Source organism: Kitasatospora sp. LaBMicrA B282 (genome assembly GCF_050325825.1).
Lineage (GTDB): Bacteria > Actinomycetota > Actinomycetes > Streptomycetales > Streptomycetaceae > Kitasatospora.
The window spans coordinates 1-22,017 of record NZ_JBNQTI010000007.1; the positions used below are offsets into that span (position 1 = coordinate 1).

General features: G+C 73.0%; 19 protein-coding genes. 7 read left to right on the forward strand and 12 right to left on the reverse strand.

The features are described 5' to 3' along the window. Positions 1-122: 122 nt before the first annotated feature. From ACQRUO_RS03610 to ACQRUO_RS03630, 5 genes are all read right to left on the reverse strand, one after another. Positions 123-2,225, reverse strand: a complete 2,103-nt coding sequence (locus ACQRUO_RS03610) for an NEW3 domain-containing protein (RefSeq protein ID WP_428314213.1) — start codon at positions 2,223-2,225, stop codon at positions 123-125. 273 nt (positions 2,226-2,498) lie between these two features. Continuing rightward, positions 2,499-2,843: a DUF1036 domain-containing protein gene (locus ACQRUO_RS03615; RefSeq protein ID WP_428314214.1), complete on the reverse strand. Its 345-nt coding sequence runs from the start codon at positions 2,841-2,843 to the stop codon at positions 2,499-2,501. A 12-nt stretch (positions 2,844-2,855) separates the two neighbouring features. Then, positions 2,856-3,095 carry a hypothetical protein gene (locus ACQRUO_RS03620; protein WP_428314215.1) on the reverse strand — a complete coding sequence of 80 codons (240 nt, stop codon included), beginning with the start codon at positions 3,093-3,095 and terminating at the stop codon, positions 2,856-2,858. A gap of 217 nt (positions 3,096-3,312) precedes the next feature. Next, entirely contained in the window at positions 3,313-4,770 is a 1,458-nt protein-coding gene (locus tag ACQRUO_RS03625) for a DUF2252 domain-containing protein (RefSeq protein WP_428314216.1), read from the reverse strand. 158 nt (positions 4,771-4,928) lie between these two features. Further along, positions 4,929-6,251 (reverse strand): chloride channel protein, encoded by a 1,323-nt coding sequence (locus tag ACQRUO_RS03630; protein ID WP_428314217.1) that lies wholly within the window; start codon positions 6,249-6,251, stop codon positions 4,929-4,931. Between the two features lie 201 nt (positions 6,252-6,452). On the opposite strand from ACQRUO_RS03630, the gene ACQRUO_RS03635 reads away from it, so the two are divergent. Further along, positions 6,453-6,722 (forward strand): DUF1049 domain-containing protein, encoded by a 270-nt coding sequence (locus tag ACQRUO_RS03635; RefSeq protein WP_428314218.1) that lies wholly within the window; start codon positions 6,453-6,455, stop codon positions 6,720-6,722. Positions 6,723-6,863: 141 nt separating this feature from the next. Then, on the forward strand, positions 6,864-7,280 hold the full coding sequence (locus ACQRUO_RS03640) for a PLDc N-terminal domain-containing protein (RefSeq protein WP_428314219.1): 417 nt from the start codon (positions 6,864-6,866) through the stop codon (positions 7,278-7,280). Positions 7,281-7,377: 97 nt separating this feature from the next. Here ACQRUO_RS03640 and ACQRUO_RS03645 read toward each other — a convergent pair whose 3' ends face one another. Then, on the reverse strand, positions 7,378-8,007 hold the full coding sequence (locus ACQRUO_RS03645) for a helix-turn-helix domain-containing protein (RefSeq protein WP_428314220.1): 630 nt from the start codon (positions 8,005-8,007) through the stop codon (positions 7,378-7,380). A gap of 146 nt (positions 8,008-8,153) precedes the next feature. Between ACQRUO_RS03645 and ACQRUO_RS03650 the strand changes: the two genes are divergently transcribed. Together ACQRUO_RS03650 and ACQRUO_RS03655 are read left to right on the forward strand one after the other, a co-directional pair. Further along, entirely contained in the window at positions 8,154-9,278 is a 1,125-nt protein-coding gene (locus ACQRUO_RS03650) for an aryl-sulfate sulfotransferase (RefSeq protein ID WP_428314221.1), read from the forward strand. Continuing rightward, the gene (locus ACQRUO_RS03655; RefSeq protein WP_428314222.1) at positions 9,257-10,609 is read left to right on the forward strand and encodes a uracil-xanthine permease family protein; all 1,353 of its coding nucleotides are present in this window, start codon (positions 9,257-9,259) and stop codon (positions 10,607-10,609) included. The genes ACQRUO_RS03650 and ACQRUO_RS03655 overlap by 22 nt, the downstream gene beginning before the upstream one ends. Positions 10,610-10,669: 60 nt before the next feature. Here the strand turns inward: ACQRUO_RS03655 and ACQRUO_RS03660 are convergent, their stop codons facing one another. From ACQRUO_RS03660 to ACQRUO_RS03675, 4 genes are all read right to left on the reverse strand, one after another. Continuing rightward, complete coding sequence (locus ACQRUO_RS03660; RefSeq protein WP_428314223.1) at positions 10,670-11,059, reverse strand: hypothetical protein; 390 nt, start codon at positions 11,057-11,059, stop codon at positions 10,670-10,672. Between the two features lie 63 nt (positions 11,060-11,122). Next, complete coding sequence (locus ACQRUO_RS03665; protein WP_428314224.1) at positions 11,123-11,278, reverse strand: hypothetical protein; 156 nt, start codon at positions 11,276-11,278, stop codon at positions 11,123-11,125. Positions 11,279-11,397: 119 nt separating this feature from the next. Next, complete coding sequence (locus tag ACQRUO_RS03670; RefSeq protein WP_428314225.1) at positions 11,398-12,117, reverse strand: LuxR C-terminal-related transcriptional regulator; 720 nt, start codon at positions 12,115-12,117, stop codon at positions 11,398-11,400. Then, the gene (locus tag ACQRUO_RS03675; protein ID WP_428314226.1) at positions 12,114-13,493 is read right to left on the reverse strand and encodes an ATP-binding protein; all 1,380 of its coding nucleotides are present in this window, start codon (positions 13,491-13,493) and stop codon (positions 12,114-12,116) included. The genes ACQRUO_RS03670 and ACQRUO_RS03675 overlap by 4 nt, the downstream gene beginning before the upstream one ends. A gap of 245 nt (positions 13,494-13,738) precedes the next feature. Here ACQRUO_RS03675 and ACQRUO_RS03680 point away from each other — a divergent pair, with 245 nt between their 5' ends. From ACQRUO_RS03680 to ACQRUO_RS03690, 3 genes are all read left to right on the forward strand, one after another. Next, on the forward strand, positions 13,739-14,545 hold the full coding sequence (locus ACQRUO_RS03680; RefSeq protein ID WP_428314227.1) for an SDR family oxidoreductase: 807 nt from the start codon (positions 13,739-13,741) through the stop codon (positions 14,543-14,545). Positions 14,546-14,581: 36 nt separating this feature from the next. After that, positions 14,582-15,469 (forward strand): helix-turn-helix transcriptional regulator, encoded by an 888-nt coding sequence (locus tag ACQRUO_RS03685; RefSeq protein WP_428314297.1) that lies wholly within the window; start codon positions 14,582-14,584, stop codon positions 15,467-15,469. A 139-nt stretch (positions 15,470-15,608) separates the two neighbouring features. After that, positions 15,609-17,573: a S9 family peptidase gene (locus ACQRUO_RS03690; protein ID WP_428314228.1), complete on the forward strand. Its 1,965-nt coding sequence runs from the start codon at positions 15,609-15,611 to the stop codon at positions 17,571-17,573. A gap of 60 nt (positions 17,574-17,633) precedes the next feature. Here the strand turns inward: ACQRUO_RS03690 and ACQRUO_RS03695 are convergent, their stop codons facing one another. Both ACQRUO_RS03695 and ACQRUO_RS03700 read right to left on the reverse strand, forming a co-directional pair. Further along, entirely contained in the window at positions 17,634-18,944 is a 1,311-nt protein-coding gene (locus ACQRUO_RS03695; protein ID WP_428314229.1) for a cytochrome P450, read from the reverse strand. Positions 18,945-19,086: 142 nt separating this feature from the next. Beyond that, the gene (locus tag ACQRUO_RS03700; protein ID WP_428314298.1) at positions 19,087-21,363 is read right to left on the reverse strand and encodes a TIM-barrel domain-containing protein; all 2,277 of its coding nucleotides are present in this window, start codon (positions 21,361-21,363) and stop codon (positions 19,087-19,089) included. Positions 21,364-22,017 lie beyond the last annotated feature (654 nt).

Sequence of the window (22,017 nt, forward strand, 5' to 3'; positions counted from 1 at the left end):
GGCCGGTGACGGTACTGGCGAGCGTCCTCGGGTTGGCCCTCGGCACCGTCGGCATCGCCGTCGCGGGCAGCGCCCACTCCCCCCCCCCCCCCCCCCCGCGCGGTGCGGGTGGGACGGTGGTGTCAGCTCTGGGTGAAGGCGGAGAAGTCCGCCTCGCCCGCTGTGCCGCTGCTGTGCGAGCTGGTGAACAGGCCGACGTCCTGGGTGGCGGTGACGCCGGGGAGGGTCACGGCGCCGAGCTGGGTCCAGGTGCTGCCGTCGGTGGAGTAGGAGCCGGTGAAGACCGAGCCGTTGCGGACCAGCTTCAGCAGGCTCGGGTAGGCGGCGGTGCCGGTGCCCTCGTTGGCGGGCGCGCTGTTGCTGTCCAGCTGCCCGTCGCCGTTGGCATCCCACTGCATCACGTAGCCCTTGCCCGGGGCCTCGGCGAGGATCAGGTAGCCGGGGGAGCTGCCGGCGCCGGTGATGTCGTCGCGCACCATGATCCCGGCCTTCGCCCAGTCGCTGGTGGCCGCCTGGGCGGTGACCTCGACCGTGGTGACGGATCCGTCGTGCTCCGCGCCGGGGCGGTAGACGGCGCTGTACTGGTCGGTGCTGCCCCACAGGTCGTCACCGGCGCCGTCGATCGCGATCCGGTCGCCCTGCTGGCCGAAGACGGCGCCGGGGCCGGTGGCGTCACTGAAGGTCCGCAACGGTGCCTGCACCGGGGCGGGGACGGTCACGGCGTCGGCGGTGCCGAGCTGCTGCGCCTGGCCGTGCCAGTGCGAGGTGGCGGTGCCGCCCACGGTGGCCCGGGTGATGGGGGCGCTGAGCGTGGCGGGCGCGGTGACCTCGAACTCGGCGAGGGCCGCCTTGCCGGGGGCGACGTGGCCGAACCGGGTGGGGGTCAGCGGTGTGACGGTCCATCCGGCGGGGACGGTGAGCCCGAGGCGGACGTCGTCGACCGGCTCGACGCCGTTGTCGGTGAAGGTGGAGAGCAGTGTGGCGGAACTGCCGGCGGTGAAGGTCGCCGTGCTGGTGCCCAGTTCGACCGCCGGTGCGAGGGCGCGGGGGTCCGAGGTGGGCGTGACCCGGTACATCACGGTCGCGTGCCCCGGGATGTAGGCGCTGATCGTTCCCGCGGTGCTGCTGGTGGTGTGCGCCCACAGGTCGCGCAGCTGGTAGCCGGCCGCGTGCGGCAGGCCGACGGCGGCGGCCGTGGTGGCGATGGTGGCCGGGGCGGCGTTCTCGTTGAAGAGCGTGACCGCCACGCTGCCGTCGGCCAGCGGCTTGGCCAGCACGTCGAGGCCGCCGGTCAGGGTGACCGGCCGGCCCTGCTCGCCGAGGCGGTCCTGGTCCACGGCGATCACCTCGCGGTTGCCGTAGATCGCCAGGGTGTCCGCGCTCGCGGTGCGCAGGTCGGTGCCGGAGACCAGGGGCGCCGCCATCTCCGCCCACAGCGAGAACTCGCTGCGGTCCTCCGTGGGGGTCATCCCGTTGCCGACCTCGAGCATGTCGGGGTCGTTCCAGGCGTCCGGCCCGGCACCGCCGGCGAGTTGGACGTTCTGGTGGAAGTTCCCCAACATGGAACCGTAGGAGGCGTCGATGTCGCCCGTGGTGCGCCAGAGGTTGCCGACGCCCGGGCCCCAGCTGTCGACGTCGTCGGTGCCCCAACTGCAGATGCTGTAGACGATCGGTCGCCCGGTCGCGGCCAGTGCGTCGCGCATCGCGCTGTAGCGCTGGATCGCGGGGACGCCCTGGTTGTAGCAGTTGTCGTACTTGAGGTAGTCGACGCCCCAGGAGGCGAAGGCGGCGGCGTCCTGCTTCTCGTGGCCGAGGCTGCCCGGGTAGCCGGCGCAGGTGAGGGTGCCGGCGCTCTCGTAGATGCCCAGCTTGAGGCCCTTGGCGTGCACGTAGTCGGCGACGCCCTTGATGCCGTCGGGGAACTTGGTCGGGTCCGGGACGAGGTTCCCGGCGGCGTCGCGACTGTGCGTCAGCCAGCAGTCGTCGATGTTGACGTACTGGTAGCCGGCGGCCGCCAGGCCCGAGGAGACGATCTTGTCGGCGGTCTGCTCGACGAGTTGTTCGCTGACGCCGCAGCCGAAGGCGTTCCAGTCGTTCCAGCCCATCGGCGGGGTGAGCGCCAGGTCGTTGCCCAGTGCGGCCGCCGGGGTGGCCGTCATCGGGATCCCGACCAGTGCGGCCGCGGCGAGCGCGGTCGTGGTGAGCATGGCCCACGTCTTGCGCATACCTACTCCGGGTTCGGTGGTGGGTGGGTGTCCAGTGCGTGGAGCGGTGCCTGCGCAGGCGAGCAAAGCGAACCAGAATCCAACAGCAAGCGTCAATATCAAACGCCGATAACGAACATGAAGCTACATCAGCCCGGGGGCGGTGCGGGGTGCTGCGCTGGTCGGCGCCGCAGGTGGGCGTAGCCGGGGGCGGGCCGGGGTCGGGTGCGGGCCGGCGAAAAGCGATGGTGGACCGCCCCGGGGAGGGCGGTCCACCATCGCGGCGGCCGGGCGTCAGAGGACCAGGTTCAGCGTCCAGCTCGAGGCGCCGTTGACGTCCAGCTCACGCATGCCGATGTTGACCGACGGGCTGGCGGCGACGTCCGGGCACCAGTCGAATTCGGAATAGGGCACGTTCTCGGGGAACGGTCCGGACCACTGGGTGTTGTCCACGGCGAAGGCGTACCAGTACCAGTACCGGTTGAGTGCGGCGAGGTCTCCGCCGTAGGCGACCGCGGACCCGCCCGGCTGGATGACCCACCAGCCGGTGCGGTGCCAGGGCGTCGGCTGGCAGCCCGCGTCGTAGCGCTCGATCATGACGTTGATGGTCTGGGAGTAGCCGTTCTGGAAACGCAGCATGCGGCCCGCCCCTCAGCTGTCGGATTCGTTCGGCTGTCGCCGGAAAGCGGGACCGGTGCTCGGCTGGTCCGCCGCCGTCGGCTCCCTGGCCGTGAAGATGGCGCCGGAGCGCTCCTCGCGGACGCCGTCCTGGGCGGTACTGGCCGGCTCGGGCGGGCGGCCCGCCGGCTGGGCGGCCGCGGCCGTCAGCTGCTGCAGGTCCACGCCCGACGTGGGATCGACCGGTGGGTCCTCCGGAAAGTCGTCGGTCATCGGGAAATGCTCCTTCCGTGCCGATCGGGTGCCGACTGCCGCGTGCGGCGGGCGGTCGGCTCGAATTCGAGAGTAGTGGCCGAATGGGCACGGAACCAGAGTTCGCGGACGATATTTAAATGTCGGCTCTTATGATGATCGATCGAATTTCCGGGGGGATTCTCCGTCATTCCGAGGTGGCGGCAGTTGCGTGCCGGGGTGGTCGCCCGGCTCCGCCTCAGACGTCCGACCTGGCGGCCACCCGGCCGGAGCGGACGGCGGACAGCAGGGCCTGGTGGTCGTGTTCGTTCTGGTCGGCGTAGCTGGTGGCGAAGCGGGCCAGCGCACGGTCGAAGGCGTCGCCGCGTCCCAGGTAGCCGGCGATCGCGATCCGGTCGCCCGATCTGGCGTGCGCCCGGGCGAGCGTCCAGCCGCAGAGCCTGCCGAACTCGGTCAGGTCCTGCCGGGTCATCAGGGCCGGCTGGGCGATCCCCTTCCAGTCGCGCAACTGGCGGACGTAGAAGTCGCGTTGGCGCCCGTCCAGGCCGGTGACTCGCTCCCAGCCCAGGAAGAGGTCACTGGCGGCCTGCATCAGCCGCTGTCCGGCGACCACCCGTTCGCCCTGGTTGGCGAAGGCGCACGCGCCGGTGAACGGCTCCAGGACGGAGGCCTGGGCCTCCTTCGCCTGGAGGAAGAGCGGGTCCCCGTCGTCGCGTCCGAGCAGCAGGGCGATCCAGCATCGGGTGCCGACGCTGCCCACCCCGACCACCTTCCTGGCCATGTCCACCACGCGGTACTGCCGCAGCAGGTGGCGCCGGTCGGTGGCGAGCGTCCGCGCGTAGCGGTCGAGCAGGTCCCGGAGTTCCTCCTCCAGGACGGCCCGCTCCTCGTCGGGGAGGAGCGTCGCCAGCGGTGTGATCAGCGGCGGTGCGGCGGTGATCCGGCGCCGGCCGTCCACCTCCTCGGTCAGCTTCTCGAAGGCCTGCAGGCTGTCCCGGGCGCGGGCCCGGGCCAGATTGGCGGTCAGCCGCTTGCGGGTGCTCTTGGCGAGCCGGCCCGCGACGGCGGCCTGCAAGCGGTACGCGTCGGCCTTCGCGTACCAGACGTCCAGGTTGCCCAGCTCGGCGAAGGCGCGCATCGCCTCCCGGTAGGACTGCACGCAGGCCCGGACGACGGCAGTGCTCTCGGCGTCCGGCAGGCCGTTCTCCCGGCCGGCGATCACCAGGCTCGCGGCCAGCCGCTTCACGTCCCACTCGAAGGGCCCCGGGTGGGTCTCGTCGAAGTCGTTGATGTCGAACAGCAGGTTGCGTTCCGGCGAGCCGAGCAGCCGGAAGTTGAGCAGGTGGGCGTCACCGCAGAGCTGCACCGTCAGTCCGGTGCTCGGTCCCGCACCCAGATCGGTTGCCATGATCGCCGCGGCGCCGCGGTAGAAGCGGAACGGCGACTCGCTCATCCGGCCGTAGCGGACCGGGACCAGCTCCGTCACCCGCTGCGCGGACTGCGCCTCGATCACCGCCACCGGGTCCGGCCGGTCGGCGGCCGGCGCGAACTCCCCGTGGGCCGACCGGGGCACCCGGGCCCGGGCGGCCCGGCCGAGCCGGGCCCGTTCCTGCGCACTCGGGGGCGCGGTCGGCGGCGCACCCGGCGGCGTTCTCCCCGGCTGCCCACCGGTCCTGGCTGCGGGTTCGGTCACCATGAGGGCCTCCTCGACGAGGACGGTTCCTGCGCTCCCCCTCCAGGATCTGCCGCCGGCCCGGGTGCCCGCACCCGCGCCGGGGAGCGCCGCGGGCTACGGGAGCCGGCCGCCGGGTCAGCTGGTCCCGGCCGGGACGCTGCTCCAGGGCGCACCGCGGCCTACCGGCGCCGGTCGCTCCGACCCACCCGGGCGACGGGTGTGCGCAGCAGTTCGCCGGTGGCGAAGGCGGCGACGGCGCTGACGATGACCAGCGGGAGCTGGTCGGCGGCGTCCTTGCCGAGCAGCAGCGTGGCCAGGACGATCGCGGACAGCGGCAGCCGCAGGACCGTCGCCCCGCCGGCCGCCAGACCCACGGCGAGGGCCGGGGCCGGGCCGAAGCCGGGCAGTCCGATCAGCGCCATCGCCAGCGCTGTGCCGAGGAAGAGCGCGGGGAAGATCGGGCCGCCGCGCAGGCTGCCCATGGACAGGACCCAGGCCGACCCCTTGAAGGCCACCAGCGCGAGGAGCGCGCCGACCGACCAGGCGTGCGGCGTCGCGGCCAGCTGGGCGAGGGTGGCCTGGCCGGACAGCGCGGCCTCCGCCGAGGAGCGGCCGGTGGTCAGCGCGTACAGGGCGGCGCAGCCGCCGACCGCGGTCGCGCAGGCGACGGTCGCCGGGACGGTCCGCCGCTCGACCAGGTCGGCCAGCCGTCCGGCCAGCTGCACGGCGGGCACGGCGCAGCAGGCGATCAGCACGGCGAGCGGGACGCCCCACAGGAAGTCGCCGACGGCGGGCGGGTGGTCCGCCGGGACGGTCGGCAGGTTCAGCGCCCCGATCTCGAAGCCGGACCACCGGCCGAAACCGGTGAAGACCAAGGCGCCGACACCGCCGGCCAGCAGGCAGGGCAGCAGCAGGACGGACAACTGCGGCCCGCCCACGCCGGCCGCCTCGATCAGCAGCACCCCGGCGACCAGCGGATCACCGAAGATGACGGAGATCGCCGCGGCGGCACCGGCCGCGCCGAGCACGTTGCGGGCCCGCTCGGGCAGGTCCCGGCGGGCCACGCAGAGCAGGGCCACGCCGCTGCCGAGGGCCATCAGCGGCGCCTCCGGGCCGAGCACCGCGCCGAGCGGCAGGCTCGCCAACGCGGCCAGCACGATGCCGGGCAGCGCCGCGGGAGGCGTCGCGTGCAGGCCCAGGCCGTGGGCCGGGACGTGGCCGCCGCGTCCGGGCAGCCGGCTGATGGACAGCGCCGCCAGCACCCCGCCGAGCAGCAGCGCGGGCAGCGGCCACCACCACGGCGGACCGGACCGGCCCAACTGGTGCGGGAGCCACTCCCAGACCCCGTGCTGCAGCCAGTGCTCCAGACTGACGAACCCGAAGGCGAGCAGCGACACGGGGATCCCGGCCAGCGCGGACACCAGCAGCAGCATCCGGAAGGAGCGCCCGCGCAGCAGCTCACCCAGCTGCGCCGTCTCCGTGGCGGGCGGGCCCTGCGCCATTCGCGGCCCTCCTTGTCCTCGGCCCTCCTCGGTGGCGGCCCCTGCCTGCCAGTCTCCGTACCGCGCGGCCGGGCGGCCGCCCGCCCGCCGTCGAACGGGTGAGTGACCGGCCGACCACCCGCCGTCCTCGCGGTCGCGGAAGCCGATCCTGCGGGAGGATCGGGTGGGAAGGGGGGATGCAGCGCTGGAAGGGAGTCCGCCATGACCGAGCGCAGCACCGGGACCCGGGACGGGACCGACCGGGACACCGGTGGCTGGTGGCGCAGCCGCTGGTTCGTGCCGGGCGTGCTGGTGGCCCTCGCCGTGGTGTTCATCGCGGAGAACCGCGGCAGCGTCCGGATCCGGGTGATCGTCCCGCTGGTGACGATGCCCCTGTGGGCGGCCCTGCTCGGGGTCTGGCTGGTGGGTGTCGTCACCGGTCTGTTCGTGTCGTACCGCAGGCGCAGGAACGCCCGGCGCGCCACGAAGTGAGGGAGCGGCCCGCTCCCGGTCGGCCGTCCCGGCCTCGCCGCTGGTGCGGCGGTGTTGCGTCGGACGGAGACTGGAGTCGGTAGCGGTTCCCACGCCTGCCGCGGCCCATGTGGCAGGCCCGACAGCTGGAGGGTCGTCGCCATGATCGATCTTGCCGCGAGCAGCTACCCGATGCTCAACATCCTGCTGACCACCATGTGGGTCTTCCTGTGGATCCTGTGGCTGTTCCTGCTGGTGCGGGTCTTCGCGGACCTCTTCCGGGACGACGAGGTCAGCGGCGGGGCCAAGGCCGCCTGGTCGGTCTTCCTCATCGTGCTGCCCTTCCTCGGCGTCATGGCCTACCTGATCGCCCGCGGCAAGGGCATGGGCTCCCGCGAGGCCGCCCGGTCGGCCAAGGCGGAGGAGGCCTTCCGCGAGTACGTCCAGGAGGCCGCCGCCCCCGGCGACCGCCCCTCGGGCCACGTCCAGGACCTGGCCCGGCTCGCCGAGCTGAAGAACCACGGCGACATCACCGAGGACGAGTACCAGAAGGCCAAGACCAAGGTGCTGGCGGCCTGACCGTCCGCGTCCCGCCGTCCCCGTCGGCGACCGGACCGATCGTCAGGACGCCGTCGACCGTCAGGACGCCGTCGACCGTCAGGCACGGAGTCGATCGTCAGGACACCGTCCGGCCCGGCCGGGCGGTGTCGCCGGGGAGCGCTCCGGTGACGTGGTCGGAGACGGCGACGACGAGCAGGCGGGTGTCCGGGCGGGTGCTGCGCCAGCGGTGGCGGACCCCGCCGGCCAGGTAGAGGGTGTCGCCGCGCCGGAGCCGGTGGATCCGGCCTTCCGTCTCGACCTCCGCGGCCCCGTCGACGACGTACATCAGCTCGTCGTCGGGGTGCAGGAACTCGCGGTCCGCCCGGTGCTCCCCGGTGAACTCCAGTGCGTGCAGCCGGCGCCGGCCGCGGACCAGGGGGCGGACCCCGGCGTCCGGGGACAGACCCGCGGGGTCCTCGGCACGGACCAGGTCGACCGGGCGGCCCTCGGCATCGGCGGCGGCCAGCAGGTCGACCGCGGTGGTGCCCAGTCCGTCGGCGATGAGCTGCAGCGAACGCATGCTGGGGCGGGCCCGGTCGTTCTCGATCTGACTGAGGAACGGGACGGACAGGCCGGTGCGGCGGGCCACCTCCGCCAGGGTCAGCTCGAGGACCCGGCGCCGGCGCCGGACCGCGGCGCCCAGACGCGGCCCGGCGCGCTCCCCGTCGCCGTTCGCGGTGCCGGCTGCCGCAGCTGCTTCGCTCATGATCGCTGCTCCTTCCCGACGGCCACCCTATGCAGTCGGGAGGCAGCTTTCGTACGGCTGCAACAGGCTGCAACACGGACTTGACATGACGCTCCTATCGTCGAAGCACTTTGACAGCATCAAACAAACTTTGACAGGAGCGAGGCGTGACTCGCGTCGACCAGAACCAGCGCCGCCGCCGCGGCACCGGGCTCATCGCCCTCGACCCGGCGGCCGCCTTCCCCGGCTTCACCCTCTTCGCCCCGCTGACCGGCGGCGGCGAGGTGCACCTGGTGGACCTGGCCGGGCGGACCGCGCACCGCTGGCGCTTGCCCTACCGGCCGGGCCGGCACGCCCGGATCGTGCGCGGCGGCGAACTCGCCTACAACGGCGTCCTTCCCGGCCAGCGGGCGCTCTTCCCGATGTGGCACAAGTACCGCGGCGGCGTCATGCTCCGGGCCGCGCCGGACGGCACGGTGCTCTGGGAGCACCGGGACCCGCGCCAGCACCACGACGCCCACCACCTCGAGGACGGCGGTGTCCTCTACACCGGTCTCGAACCCCTGCGCGGAGCGGCGGCGGGCACCGTCCTCGGCGGTGTCCCCGGCTCAGAGGCCGGCGGGACGACGGTGTGGGCCGACACCATCACCGAGGTCGGACCCGACGGCGGACCCCGCTGGAACTGGCGGGCCGCCGAGCACCTGGACCGAGCCGAGTACCCGCTCCACCCGGACTACGCCCGCGAGCACTGGCCGCTGATCAACAGCGTCACCCCGCTCGCCGACGGCAACGTGCTGGCGAGCCTGCGCAGCGTCTCCGCGGTGGTGGTGATCAGCCGCGCCACGGGGGAGATCCTCTGGCGCACCCCGCCCGGCACCGTCTCCCAGCAGCACCACCCCACCGAACTGGCCGACGGCCGGCTGCTCGTCTTCGACAACGGCGTCTTCCGGCCCGGTCACGACGTGCCCTACTCACGCGTGATCGAGATCGACCGCGCCGACGGCACGGTCGCCTGGGAGTACCACGACCCGGCGCGGGAGTCCTTCTTCGCGCCGTTCATGGGCTCGGCCCAACGGCTGGCGAACGGCAACACCCTGGTCACCGACTCGCCCGCGGGCCGCCTCTTCGAGGTGACCGCGGACGGCTACCTGTGCTGGGAGTACGTGGTGCCGCTCTTCGGCGCCTACGCCGAGTCGGAGGTCCGCACGCTGTTCCCCGCCGAGCCCAACGCCGTCTTCCGCGCCTACCGTTACACCCCCGAGGAGCTCCCGTGGCTGGCGGCCCGGCCGTGACCACCGACCCGGGTGCGCCGGATGCGTCGGACCCGCTGCTCACCGGTGAGGGGCCGCCGCCGCTGCGGCGGCTCGTCCCGCTCGCCCTGCAGCACGTCCTCGCGATGGCGGCGACGCCCGTCTCCACCGCCTTCCTGATGGCGTCCGCGCTCCGACTGACGACCGCTCAGACGGCCTCGCTGCTGGCCGCGGTGCTGGTGCTGTCGGGGGCCGGCTCGGTGCTCCAGTCGCTCGGCGGGTGGAGCTTCGGCGCCCGGCTGCCCTTCGTCATGCTGCCCGGCGGGGCCGCGACCGCACTCTTCCTGCAGATCGCGCACGACCGCGGTCCGGCCGTCGCCTCCGGTTCGGTGCTGCTCGCGGCGGTGCTGCTGCTCGCGGTGACGCCGTGCTACGGCAGGGTGGTCCGGCTCTTCCCGCCGCTGGTCACGGGGGTGACCGTGCTCCTGGTGGGCGTCTCCATGGTCAGGGTCACCGCGCAGCTGCTGATCGGCCCGGGCGGCGCGGCGCAGCCGGGCGCCCTGGCGGCCGCGGGCCTCACCGTCGGGATCACCCTGGCCGCGCGCCTGCTGCTGCGGGGCGCCTGGCGGCAGTGCGCGGTGCTGGTCGGGCTGCTCGGCGGTACCGCCGTCGTGCTCGCCACCGGGCTCGGCGTGTTCGCCCCGGCCACCGCGTCCGGCGGCTCGCTCCCGCGTCTGCTGCCCTACGGCACACCGGAGTTCGACCTGCCCGCGGCCCTGCCGCTGCTGCTGTTCGGCCTCACCTCGCTGGCCGAGGCCACCGGTCAGACCGCCCTCGTCAGCGAACGGGCCGACCTCGCCCGCGACGTCCCGCGGGTGGCGCGGGCCGACGCGCTGGTGTCGCTGGTCAGCGGGATCCTGGGGGCGCCGCCGATGGTGACCAGCTCCGAGAACATCGGCATCAACCGGCTCACCGGCGTCCGCAGTCGCCACGTGACCGCCACCGCCGGGGGTTTGCTGATCGCGGCGGGGCTCTGCGCCCCGCTGTCGCGGCTGGTCGCCGGGCTGCCCGCGGCAGTCGTCGCCGGCGCTGCGCTGGTCGTCTACGCGATGATCACGGTCATGGGCGTGGAGCTGCTCGGCCGGACGCTGCTCGGCGACTCACCCGACGCTCTCGTGGTCGGCCTGGCGCTGACGGTGGGGCTGCTGCCGGTGGTGGCACCCGCCCTGTACTCCGGCGCTCCCGGCTGGGTTCGCACGGTCCTCGGCAGCGGTGTGGTCGCTGGCACGCTGACGGCGGTGCTGCTGAACACGCTGTGCTCCGCCGTGCCGACGGTGGCTCGTCGCTCCACGGCGTCCGCCGGGCGGGTCTGAGTCCTCCGGCCGACCGCGCCAGGGCCCCCGGCCGACCCAGTCGGCCGGGGGCGTGGCGGCTCACCCCAGGTGCCAGCCGGTGGTGCGGACGGAGGCGCGTTCCAGGGCCATCAGCACACCGCCGTTGATCTTGATCGCATTGCCCGTCCAGCGGCGGATCTGCTGCTCGGGGCGGTCGTAGTAGGCATGCCCCGCACAGCCGTTCGCGGTGGGGGTGAGGTCCACGTGGAACGCGAAGTACGTCTCGACCGAGTTGCCGGCGGTGACGGTGATGCCGCCCGGGCTGAGGCGACTGATGAAGATCGTCGCCATCGGGCCGGGTGCGGTGGCGCGGAACTCCTCGGTGGAGAGCTGCGACGCCAGGCCCGCGTAGACGACCTGCAGGGTGTCCTGCGGCGAGTGCGGGGACTCGAAGCGGCCCACCTCGCCCGCTCCCCGGGTGCGGCTCACGTCGCTCGACCCTCGGGATCCTCGGAAAAGTCCCATCCGATCTCTCCTCTCTTGCCGGTCCGGCTACTTGCCGTCGACGACCCGACGGGCGCGGTTGCCGCGGGAACCGGTCTCGCGGTAGATGCGCATCAGGAGGTCCAGCTCCTGCTTGCTGAGCGAACCGAGCCCGGCGTGCTCGGCCTTCACGAGTACGGCCTCGTACTGCTCCTTGGTGGCCACGGCTGTCCCTCCCGATGGTCCGCGGGGTGGCTCCGGCGGGTCGTTCCCACCGGCCCGACCACGAGTCTGCCGCCGCCGAGGGCACCGGCGGTACCCGCGAAATCGGGGGGACGTGCAGGTCAGCGCGGGCCGGTGGTCGGCGGCTGCCAGTCGGTCAGGCCGGCGGGCTCCAGACCGAGGTAGTGCTCCAGGTCGGCGGGCGAGTGGTCGCGCAGGTAGGCCGCGAACTTGGTCTTGACGCCGTTCATGTAGCCGGTGGCGGTCTGCGGCGTGATGTTCAGCCGGCGGGCGATGCTGCGGAAGGACTCGCCCCGGGCGCGCCCGGCCAGGACCTCGCGCTCCCGTCCCGAGAGGTTGGGCAACTGCTTGCGGCGCTCAGCGAGTTCGGCCAGCCCGGTGAGCTCCTGGGTGATCACGATCTGACCGGCGGCCACGGCCTCGACCGCGTCGCCGAGCGCCGCGAGCGGCTCGGCCTTGTGCACGATGCCCTGGGCGCCCGCGGTCAGGCAGTCGACCAGGATGGTGCGCCGCACCTCGCTGGTGAAGACCAGCACTCGGTAGCCGGCCCGGACCACCGCCCGGACGGCGGCGGGCCCCTGGAGCACCGGGGCGGGGCCGGTGCCGGCCAGGTTCAGGTCGACGATCACCACGTCCGCCGCCGGCCGGGCGGCGAGCAGCGCCTCGGCGTCCCGGAAGCACCCCACGACCTCCCACCCGGGGAAGAGCGGGCAGAGCGAGTCGCGGATGATGGTGTTGTCGTCGACGGCCGCCACGCGCGGCGCGGGGGTCACGGTCGTCCGGTGGTCGCCCGGGTGCTCGCCCGGGTGTTCGGTGGTCATGCCGGTGCCTCCAGTGGTCCGCGGAGTGTGATGGTGGTGCCGTCGTCCGGGAACGAGTCGAGCTCGACCCGGACGCGGTGGCGGGCCAGGGTCTCCGTCACCTGGACGCGCAGGCCGAAGCCGAGTGCGGTGGCCGCCGGGTCGAAGCCGCGTCCGTCGTCCCGCACGGTGATCTCCCACTCGCCCGAGGCCCGGTCGGCGTCCGCGTGGACGACGACGGTCTGCGCCTGCGCGTGCAGGCGGACGTTGTGGAGCAGGGTCGCGGTCGCCGCCTCGACGGCCGCGGCCGTCGGCCCCGGCAGCGCGATGCCGCGGGCGAGGTCCAGGTTGAAGGTGACCGGCAGCTCCCAGAAGCCCTCCGCGGCGGAGCGCACGACGGCGACCAGCTCGCGGGGCGGGCCGCCGGCGTCCTGGCCCGGGCTGCCGGCTGCCGAACCGGTGGGCCGAGCCGGCGCGCCGTCGTTGTCGTCGATGAACGCACGGACCTTGCGGGCCAGGACCGTTGCCTGATGGCGCAGCGGCTCCGCCGACTCGGGCGGCAGGTCCTGGCGGGCGAGCAGGCTGAGCACACTGATGTTGTCGTGCAGCAGGGTCCGCTGGCGGTCGACCTCGGCGAGGCGGGCGGCTTCGGCCGCGGACTCCGCCGCGGCCTGCCGGGCCTGTTCGGCGGCCGCCGCCAGACGTCGCAGGTAGCCCGCGAGCAGGCGGGTGAGCAGGGCGAACCCGGCGTAGGAGAAGGCGTTGGCGACCACCGTGCTCCACGCGCCGGGCAGCGCCCGGGGCAGGCTGCCCGCGAGGTAGGCGCCGGTCAGGGCGAGGACCGCGACGGCGGTGCCGCGCCGCCGCCGGAAGACGACGGCCGCGCCGCACGCCGAGCCGAGCGTGCAGGCGAAACCCCAGGCGGTCCAGCTGCCGGTGAGGTCGCGGGGCGCCACGTACCAGGGCTGGGCCAGCAGGACGGCGACGGCGGTGGCCACGTCCGCGCACCCCAGCCGCTCGTCCAGGTACCCGCGGGCGCGCACGGTGCGGGCGGCCAGCACGGCCGACTCGGCGAGGTAGAGCGAGAGGACGGCCGTGAACAGGGCCAGCGAGGTGGTGCCCCGCAGCGCGGTCGGCAACGAGATCAGCAGCTGGCCGACGTTGACCACGCGCACGCCCAGGAACACCGCCAGAGCGCACACCTCGACCCCGGCCGAGGTCGCCGGCAGGCTGCCCCGCCCCGAGCGCCACCCCGCGAGGAGCGTGGCGAACCGCCGCGGCGCCACCCCGTCGGCCGGCCGGGTCCGCAGCCGGGTCCGCAGCCGTGTCCGCAGCCGGGTCCGTGGCTGCACCGAGGGGGAGCGCGAGCCGGGCTCCGGCGGGAAGGGGCCTGTCATGGAGGGCATCCTCCCGGACCGCCGAGCGGCCTGTACACCCGTCATTTCAAGGGGACACGTCGCGTGTGGAAGCTCCTCAGGCAAGGGTGGCCCTCACAGTACCTGGATCACCAGGGTCTCCCGGACGTCCAGAACGCCTGTCACCGTGGACACGCACGGCAGCGCCACCTCATCGGTTCCATTCAGCTGCCTCGAATGCGCGACCGTTTCGGCGCATTCCTCCACGACAGAAGGGACGAAGACAGATGACGGACAATCAATTCACCACTCGCACAGAGCTTTTCGATCTGAGTGGGAAGTACGCCCTTGTCACTGGCGGCACCAGGGGCATCGGGATGATGATGGCGCGCGGCCTTCTCCAGGCGGGCGCCCGCGTGGTCATCAGCTCACGCAAGGCAGACGCGTGCGCGGAGGCACAGCAGCTCCTCTCCGAATTCGGTGACGTTCGAGCGATCCCCGCCGACCTGTCCAGGCACGACGAGTGCCGGCGCCTCGCCGACCTGGTCACGGTCGACTCGGAACGCCTGGACATCCTTGTCAACAACGCGGGAGCGACGTGGCGCGAGCCGCTGGCGACGTTCCCGGACGAGGCCTGGGACGCAGTGCTCGACCTCAACCTCAAGTCGCCGTTCTGGCTGGTACAGGCGCTGCTCCCCGCACTTCGCAGGGCGGGCACCGCCGATGATCCCGCGCGGATCATCAACCTCGGCAGTATCGCCGCCATCCACGTCGCCCGGTCGTCCAACTACTCGTACGCCAGCAGCAAAGCGGCACTCCATCAACTCACCAGAGTGCTTGCCCGAGAGCTGGGCCCACAGCACGTCACGGTGAACGCGGTAGCACCCGGAGTGTTCCCGGGGCAGATGATGGCGTCCACGTTCGATGCCACCGGCGACACGATCGCGGCGGCGACCCCGCTGCGCCGACTCGGCCGCGACGACGACATGGCGGGTATCGCCGTGTTTCTCGCCAGCCGGGCCGGGTCCTACCTCACGGGCACCGTCATCCCGGTGGACGGCGGCACCGCGACGACCGCATCGGGCACCCCTTAGACTCCGGGACGGGCTTACGGTGAGGGGATGGTTACGATGGATCAATTGCGCACCGAGATCCGGGAGTTTCTCAGCTCGCGTCGCGCCCGCATCGCACCCGAGCAGGCGGGCCTGCCCGCTTACGGCGGCAACCGCCGGGTCAAAGGTCTGCGCCGCGAGGAGGTGGCGCTACTGGCGGGGGTGTCGGTCGACTACTACGTGCGCATGGAGCGCGGCAGCCTCGCCGGTGCCTCCGACGGCGTGCTCGACGCGTTGGCCTCCGCCTTGCAGTTCGACGAGGCCGAGCGGGACCACCTGTTCCACCTCGCCCGCCAGTCCAGGACGGACAGCGGCCCACGCCGACGCAGGCCTGCCGTGACGGTGCGCTCGACGCTGCAGCGGGTGCTCGACGCGATCTCCGATGCGCCGGCCTGGATCGGTAACGGCCGCTATGACATGCTCGCCACGAATCAACTCGCTCGCGCGCTGTTCTCACCGGTGCTCGCCGACCCACGACGGCCCTCGAACACAGCGCGGTTCGTCTATCTGAACCCCGAGGCGGCCAGGGACTTCTTTGTCGACTACGACCAAGTCGCCCGTGACGCGGCCGCGAAGCTACGCATGGAAGCCGGCCGCAATCCGCACGACGAGGAGCTGATCGCCCTGGTCGGCGAACTGTCGACGTGCAGTGAGCTGTTTCGGCAGCGGTGGGCATCCCAGGACGTGCGGCTGCACCGGTCCGGCCGCAAGCGGATGCACCATCCGATCGTGGGCCGGCTCGACTTGGACGTCGAGTACCTGGAGATGCCCGCCGAACCCGGCCTGCACCTCAACATCTACACCGCACCCGCGGGCACACCGACCGCTGACAACTTGGCGCTCCTGGCGTCGTGGGCGGCCACCCAACAGACGCCGGCGACCGAATTCGAAGCACACAACGGATAGTCCACAGCGGTCCGGCCACCCGCGACGACTGTGAGGATGTGGGCGCCGCCGCGTCCGCGCCTCGGGTAATCCGACTGACAGTGGCCCGATCATGCGACAGGATGCCGCTTGCCGCACCGACGAGCGAAAGGCAGTCTGCATGCCGCACCCCGCACCGCAGCCGACTCCCGAACCGACCGACCCGCTCACCGCCGAACTGGTGGTGGACGTCGCCGCCGCCGTGGCACCGGCCATCTCGCCGGACGGCCGCCTGGTCGCCTACGCCGTGGTCGCGAACGGCGGCCGGCACGGGCGCCCGCACGGGTCCCTCTGGGTCGCCGCGGCCGACGGCAGCACATCCCCGCGCCGGCTGACCGACGGCACGGCCCGCGACCTCGCGCCGAAGTGGGCGCCGGACTCGGCCTCCCTCTTCTTCACCTCCGACCGTGAGGAGCCGGGCACCGCCCAACTCCGACGGATCCGCCTGGACGGCAGCGAGTCCACCGCCGAGGCCGAGGCCCTGACCAGCCGGCGCGGCGGCATCTCCGACCACTGCCCGCTCCTCGACGGCCGCACCGTCGCCCTGCTGGCCGAGGACGAACCCACCGCCGAGGACGAACGCCGCGAAGCCGAGCGCGACGACGCCAAGGTCTGGGGCCGGCACCTGCCCGCCACTCGGCTGCGCCTGCTCGACCTGGAGACCGGCGCCCTGCGCACCGTGGACGGCCTCGGTGACCGGCACGTGGTCGAGCTGGCCCAGCGTCCGGACGGCGGCCCGCTGGCGGTGCTGAGCTGGTCCACCCCCGAGCTCGACCCGGGCGTGACGACGGCGGAACTGCACCTGGTCGACCCTGCCACGGCAGCCGTCCACGACCTGGGTCCGGTCGGCTTCGAGGCGCGGTCCCCGGCCTGGTGGCACCAGAACGGGGTCTGGCACCTGGCCCACCTGGCCGTGACCCCTGGTCACCTGGTTGGTGGGCTTGCCGTACTCGACACCGTCCCGCCGGCGACCGGCCCGGCCGCCGAGCACCGCAACCTCACCGTCGGCATGTCGGTCTGCCCGAACGAGCTGGTGCAGGTCGCGGACGGGCCCCCGCTGGCGCTGTTCGCCGACGGGCTGGACACCGCGCTGTACCGGCTCCACCCGGAGTCCCTGCGGTTCCAGCAGGTGTCCGCCGCCCCCGGCCTGCTCGCCGGACTCACCGCGAGCCGCTCCGGGGCGACCGTCGCCCTGCTGGCGAGCACGGCGTACGAGCCCAAGAACGTCCACGCCGGACCCACCGGCGGGCCACTGCTCCGGCTGAGCGATGCCGCGCCCGAACTGCGCAGGATCCGCTGGGGTGTCCAGGAGCGCCTGAGCTACCAGGCCTCCGACGGACTCCGGTTGGACGGCCTGCTGATCCTGCCCGCCGGCCGGACTCGGGACGACGGTCCGTTTCCGCTCGTCACCCTGGTCCATGGCGGCCCGTACTTCCGCCACGCCGACGAATTCGCCCTCACCGTGGTCGACTGCGGCCAGTGGCTGGCGACCGCCGGGTACGCGGTCTTCCTGGCCAACCCCCGAGGCGGCTCGGGGCACGGCCACGCGTTCGCCGCCGTGGCCGCGGGCGCGGTCGGCGGCGACGAGTGGACCGACGTCCTCAGCGGCATCGACCTGCTGGTGGCCCAGAAAGTCGCCGACCCCGAGCGGCTGGGCATCTCCGGCTGGAGCCACGGGGGCTACCTGGCGGCCTGGGCGGTGGGCCGGACGGACCGGTTCAAGGCCGCGGTGATGGGTGCGGGCATCAGCGACTGGGGCATGCAGGCCGGGACCGGCGACTGGGGGATCCTCGACGCGACGCTCGGCGGCAGCACCGGCTGGGAGGGCCCGGGACCACACGTCCACGACCGGCACAGTCCCCTCTCCTACGCCTCCGGGATCCGCACCCCGGTGCTGATCCTGCACGGCGAGGAGGACACCAACGTCCCGCTCGGCCAGGCGATCCACTTCCACCGTGCGCTGCGCCACTTCGGGGTCGAGCACGAGTTCGTCGTCTACCCCCGCGAGGGCCACGGGCTCCAGGAGCGCGCCCACCAACTCGACGCCCTGCGGCGGATCCGCACCTGGTGCGACCGCTGGCTGTAGGCCCCACCGGGGTGGCTGTCGGCGCGTGATCAACGCTGACGTCCACCACCGCCACAGGTGTCACCGTGGGTTGACAGCCAGCACGAGCCGGTCCGGACGGACGGTGCGGCCGACCAGCGGCCGCACCGGCTGGTCCGACACCGGCCGGAAGCGCCAGCGGGAGAGCAGGACGACCAGTGCGATGGTCATTCCCTGCCAGGCGGACCCGGCGCCGACGCAGCCGCGGTCGTCCGATCCGAAGGGGATGAGTGCGCGCCGCGCGGCGGGGCGGTCGTACCGGTCCGGGTCGAAGCGGTCCGGCGCGGGGAACAGGTCGGGGTCGTGGTGCAGCGCGTACGGGCTGATCAGGACCTCGTCGCCGGGCACCAGCCGCCGACCGCCGACCAGCACCGGCCGGGACGCGCGGCGGAGCAGGAACGGCTGCGGGTAGCTGCGCAGCGCCTCGCCGACGACCTGCCTGGTGTACCCGAGGGAGGTGAAGTCGGCGGCGGTCGGCGGCCGGTCGCCCAGCAGCGTGGTGATCTCGGCCAGGATCCGGTCCTCGATGTCGGGCCGGCGCGACACCTCGTGCAGCGTCCAGGCCAGCAGGGCGGCCGGCGCCTCGGTGCCGGCCAGGATCAGGGCGATCAGTTCCTCGCCGACCTGGTCGTCCGTCAGGCCTGCGTCGCCGTCCCCGTCCTGGTCCTGGGCGGAGAGCAGCAGGGACAGTGCGTCGGTGTGCTCCTCGGCAGAGCCACGACGGCGGTCGAGTGTGTCGGCGACGGCCGCACGGACCGCGTCGGGCAGGGCCGGGAGAGCGCCGTCGTGGGCCTCGGTGAGCGCGTCGGTCAGGGCTTCGGTGATGGCCTCGGTCAGTTCGTCACCGGCCGGGCCGGCGACGAGTGAGCGGGTGATGGCGGCCAGCGCGAGGCGGGTCGTCTCGCGCGGGACGTCCAGCTCGGCCCCGCCGCTCCAGCAGCCGGCCACCTCCGCCGCCGTCTCGGCGGCGATCCGCGCGTGGTCGGCGAGCCGGGACCAGTGGAAGGCGGGCTCGATCACCCGGCGTCGAGCCGCGCGGACCGGCCCGGGGCAGGCGCTCAGCCCGTGGCCGGACGCCGGGCCGGGCCCTTGACCGACCCACCCGGCCTCGAACATCGACGCGTCGTCCACCAGCACCTGTTCCACCAGGTCCGAGGAGAGGACCAGGTGCACCTCACGCGCCCCGAGGCGGACCGCGACGATCTCCTCGGTGGACGGCACGGAGGCCACGAAGCCGAGCGGATCCGTCAGCAGGCGCGGACCGTCCCCGGCGAGCCGTGGCCCGTCGGCCGGGGTGGGGTCGTGCGGGCACGGGGATATGTGCCCCGTGTGCTGCGCCGGTGTCGCCGACATGGTTTCTCTTTCGTCTGCGGATCTTCCCACTACTGATGACGGGCGACCGGGCGCGGCGGTTCAGCCGTTCGCCGGCTGCCGGAACGGAAGCGAACGGCGCCGCCGGGGAAGCCCCCGGCGGCGCCTGTGTTCCGCTGGACGGTCAGCCCGCCAGGCCGCCCGCCCCGGGGAGCAGCAGCGAGAAGCCGCAGGCGGTGGACTGTTGCGGCGTCTTGACGTGCACCACGCCGGTGGCCGGGTCGTAGCTCCAGCCGGAGCTCGCGGCGTCCAGTGCGGCCGGCGTCGGGTACGCGGTCAGCGGGGTGTGGTCCAGCAGCACGGTGGCCGGGCCGGCTCCGACGTGCACGGTGAGGTCGTAGGCGCGGGCGGCCGGCTTGCCGGCGTAGTCGCCGACGCTCGGGCCGACCGTCACCGTGGTCGCGCCGTGGCCGTGCCCGACCGCGCGGACGGTGACCTGCTGGGTCGCGCTCGCGCCCTGCTGGTACGCCCGGGTGGTGCCGTCGTCCTCGTACAGGGTGTAGTCGGACCGGCCCTGGGCGTAGATGTCGTAGTCCAACCGCGAGGTGTCCCGGGTCTGCCAGGAGAGGGTGCCCTTGGGCCACATCGGCACGATGGCACCGGACCTGACGAACAACGGAAGCGTGTCGAGCGGCGCCTGGTAGCCGTTCAGCGTGGTCGGGCCCTGGTAGGTCTTCCCCGTCCAGTAGTCCACCCAGGTGCCCTTGGGCAGGTAGATGCCGTTGCGGGTGCCGGAGTTGTCGTAGACCGGCGCGATCAGGAAGTCGTTGCCGGAGAGGAACTCGTACTTGGCCGCGTCACCCCAGGTGTTGGGGTCGTCCGGGTACTCCAGCACCAGCGGGCGCACGGCACCGACGCCGGTGCTGTGGGCCTGGGCGGCCAGCGTGTACAGGTACGGCAGCAGGCGCTCCTTCAGTTGCAGGTAACGCTGGTTGATCGAGCTGTAAGGCGCGCCGAACCGCCAGGGCTGCTTGTCGGTCTGCGCCCAGCCGTCCATCGTCATGATGGTCGGGATGAAGGTCTTCCACTCCAGGTCGCGGGTCTCCACCTGCGGGTCGCTGCCGAAGATCCCGCCCACGTCACCGGTGTTGTACGCGATGCCGGACATCGTCGAGCCGGCGTAGGTGGGGATCTGCCAGCGCAGGTAGTCGTACGTCCCGGTCTGGTCGCCGCTCCAGAGCACGCCGCAGCGCTGCGCGCCGGCCCAGGAGACCGGTAGCCAGACGAAGCCGCGGGCGTCGCTGTTCTGCTCGATGCCGTCGTAGGCCTGCTGGCAGCCGTCGAGTGCGAACTGGTAGCCGGGGCCGACCCAGCCGACGTCGAGCTTGCGCACCCGCACGCCCGCCTTGACCTCCTCGCCCTGGTTCGGCAGGCCGGTGGAAGTCCACAGCCCCAGCTGCATGTTGTGGTCGCGCAGGCCCTGGCCGACCTGCGGCAGGTTCTCGTAGCCGCAGCCGTAGCCGTCGTTGACCAGCATCCAGCCGAGCGGGTCCTGGTTGGCGGTGTAGCCGTCGGCGACCTTGAGCGCGTCCAGGGTGTGCCGTTCGCCGCGGTTGGCGTTGTGCAGGTAGCAGTCCGAGTCGCCCGGCTCCAGGCCGTAGACCGGCGGCATGAACGGCTTGCCGACCAGGTCGGTGTACTCGCCGATGACCTTCTTCAGGTCCGGGCCGTAGAAGTAGTAGCCGTCGAAGCGGCGTTCCTGTTCCGCGGTGCGCACCGGGGCGTGGAAGTCGTAGGTGCCCGGCGCGAAGGTGTTGCGGAAGACGCCGTAGCCGGCGCTGGAGAGGTAGAACGGCTGCGAGTTGTTGTGGCCGCCCTCGTTCCAGTTGTAGTCGTTGCCCACCTGGACGCTCTGGTCGCGGTGGGAGAAGCTGCCGTTCTGCTCACCCGCGCCGTAGAACTGCTCGTCGCCGCCACGGGCGAGGGTCTGCGCGGTGGCGTCCTCGGTCCAGGTCAGCCCGTGCGTCTCCTGCCAGATCAGGGTGCGGTCGTCGGCTCGGTAGAGCGCGAAGCGCAGGGGGCTCTTGTAGGCGCGCAGGGTGAGTGCCGCGGAGCTGATCGCCCAGTAGTCGCCGTGGTCGTGGGCGGTGATGCCGCCGATGGTCGCCGGGGTCCTGGGGATCATCTCGCCGGCCGGCGGATCGGTGAACGTGCCGTCGGGGGCGAGTTGCAGGCGGAAGACGTCGGCGGCGGTGAAGTCGACCCGGGCCTTGGCGGTGCCGGCGTCGATCAGGTAGCCGTTGCCGTCGGGGGAGATCCCGGTGGCGTTGCCGACGGTGGTCGGCTGCGGGATCGAGGCGGTCGCCGTGTAGGAGGAGTCGGCGACCGAGGACGGCACGACCAGGACGTGGTAGGTGCCAGAGGCGTTCGGGATCACGGCGGTGGTCGGGATCGCGCCCATCGCGTTCTCCGCGACCTCGTGGCCGGAGCTGTCGTAGACGTACAGGTCGAACTCGTCGTTCGGGCTGGCCCAGCTGAGCGAGACCGGGACACCGCCGTCCGGGTTGTCCTGCCAGTAGCCGGCCGGGACGTTCACGGTCAGGTCGAAGTGGTCGCAGACCTTGCTCTGCGGGTCGGCGGCTGCGGCGGGGCAGTGTGCGGGGTCCGGCACCGAGCTGTTGGTGTAGCTCTGGCCCTGCCAGTGCAGGCTGCGCTGGCCGTTCTGCGCGAGGGTGCCGGCGGCCGGTGCGGCGGCGCGGGCGGGGCTCTGGCCGCCGAGTAACGCGCACAGGACGGCGAGGACCGAGGTCAGGGCGCCGAGTGCGGTGCGGTGGGCGCGGCGACGCCGGCGGCGCACGGGGGAGGAGCGGGGATGCATGCCACCATCCATCGGGGTGAGGGGGCGGAGCGTGGGTGCGGCTGGCCGGTGCATGACATGCGCCGAGGCAGAGCGTGGCGCTGCTGCACGGCTGCGGAGGACAGTAGCAGTCCATTTCTGCGCGCTCAATGGAGAAGTACGCAGAAACGAGCAGAGCCCCGTGAGGCCCGCCATGCCGAGGCGCCGGGTGCGGGGTACCGCGAAGGAAGGCCATCGGTCGCCGAAAGTAACCGATCA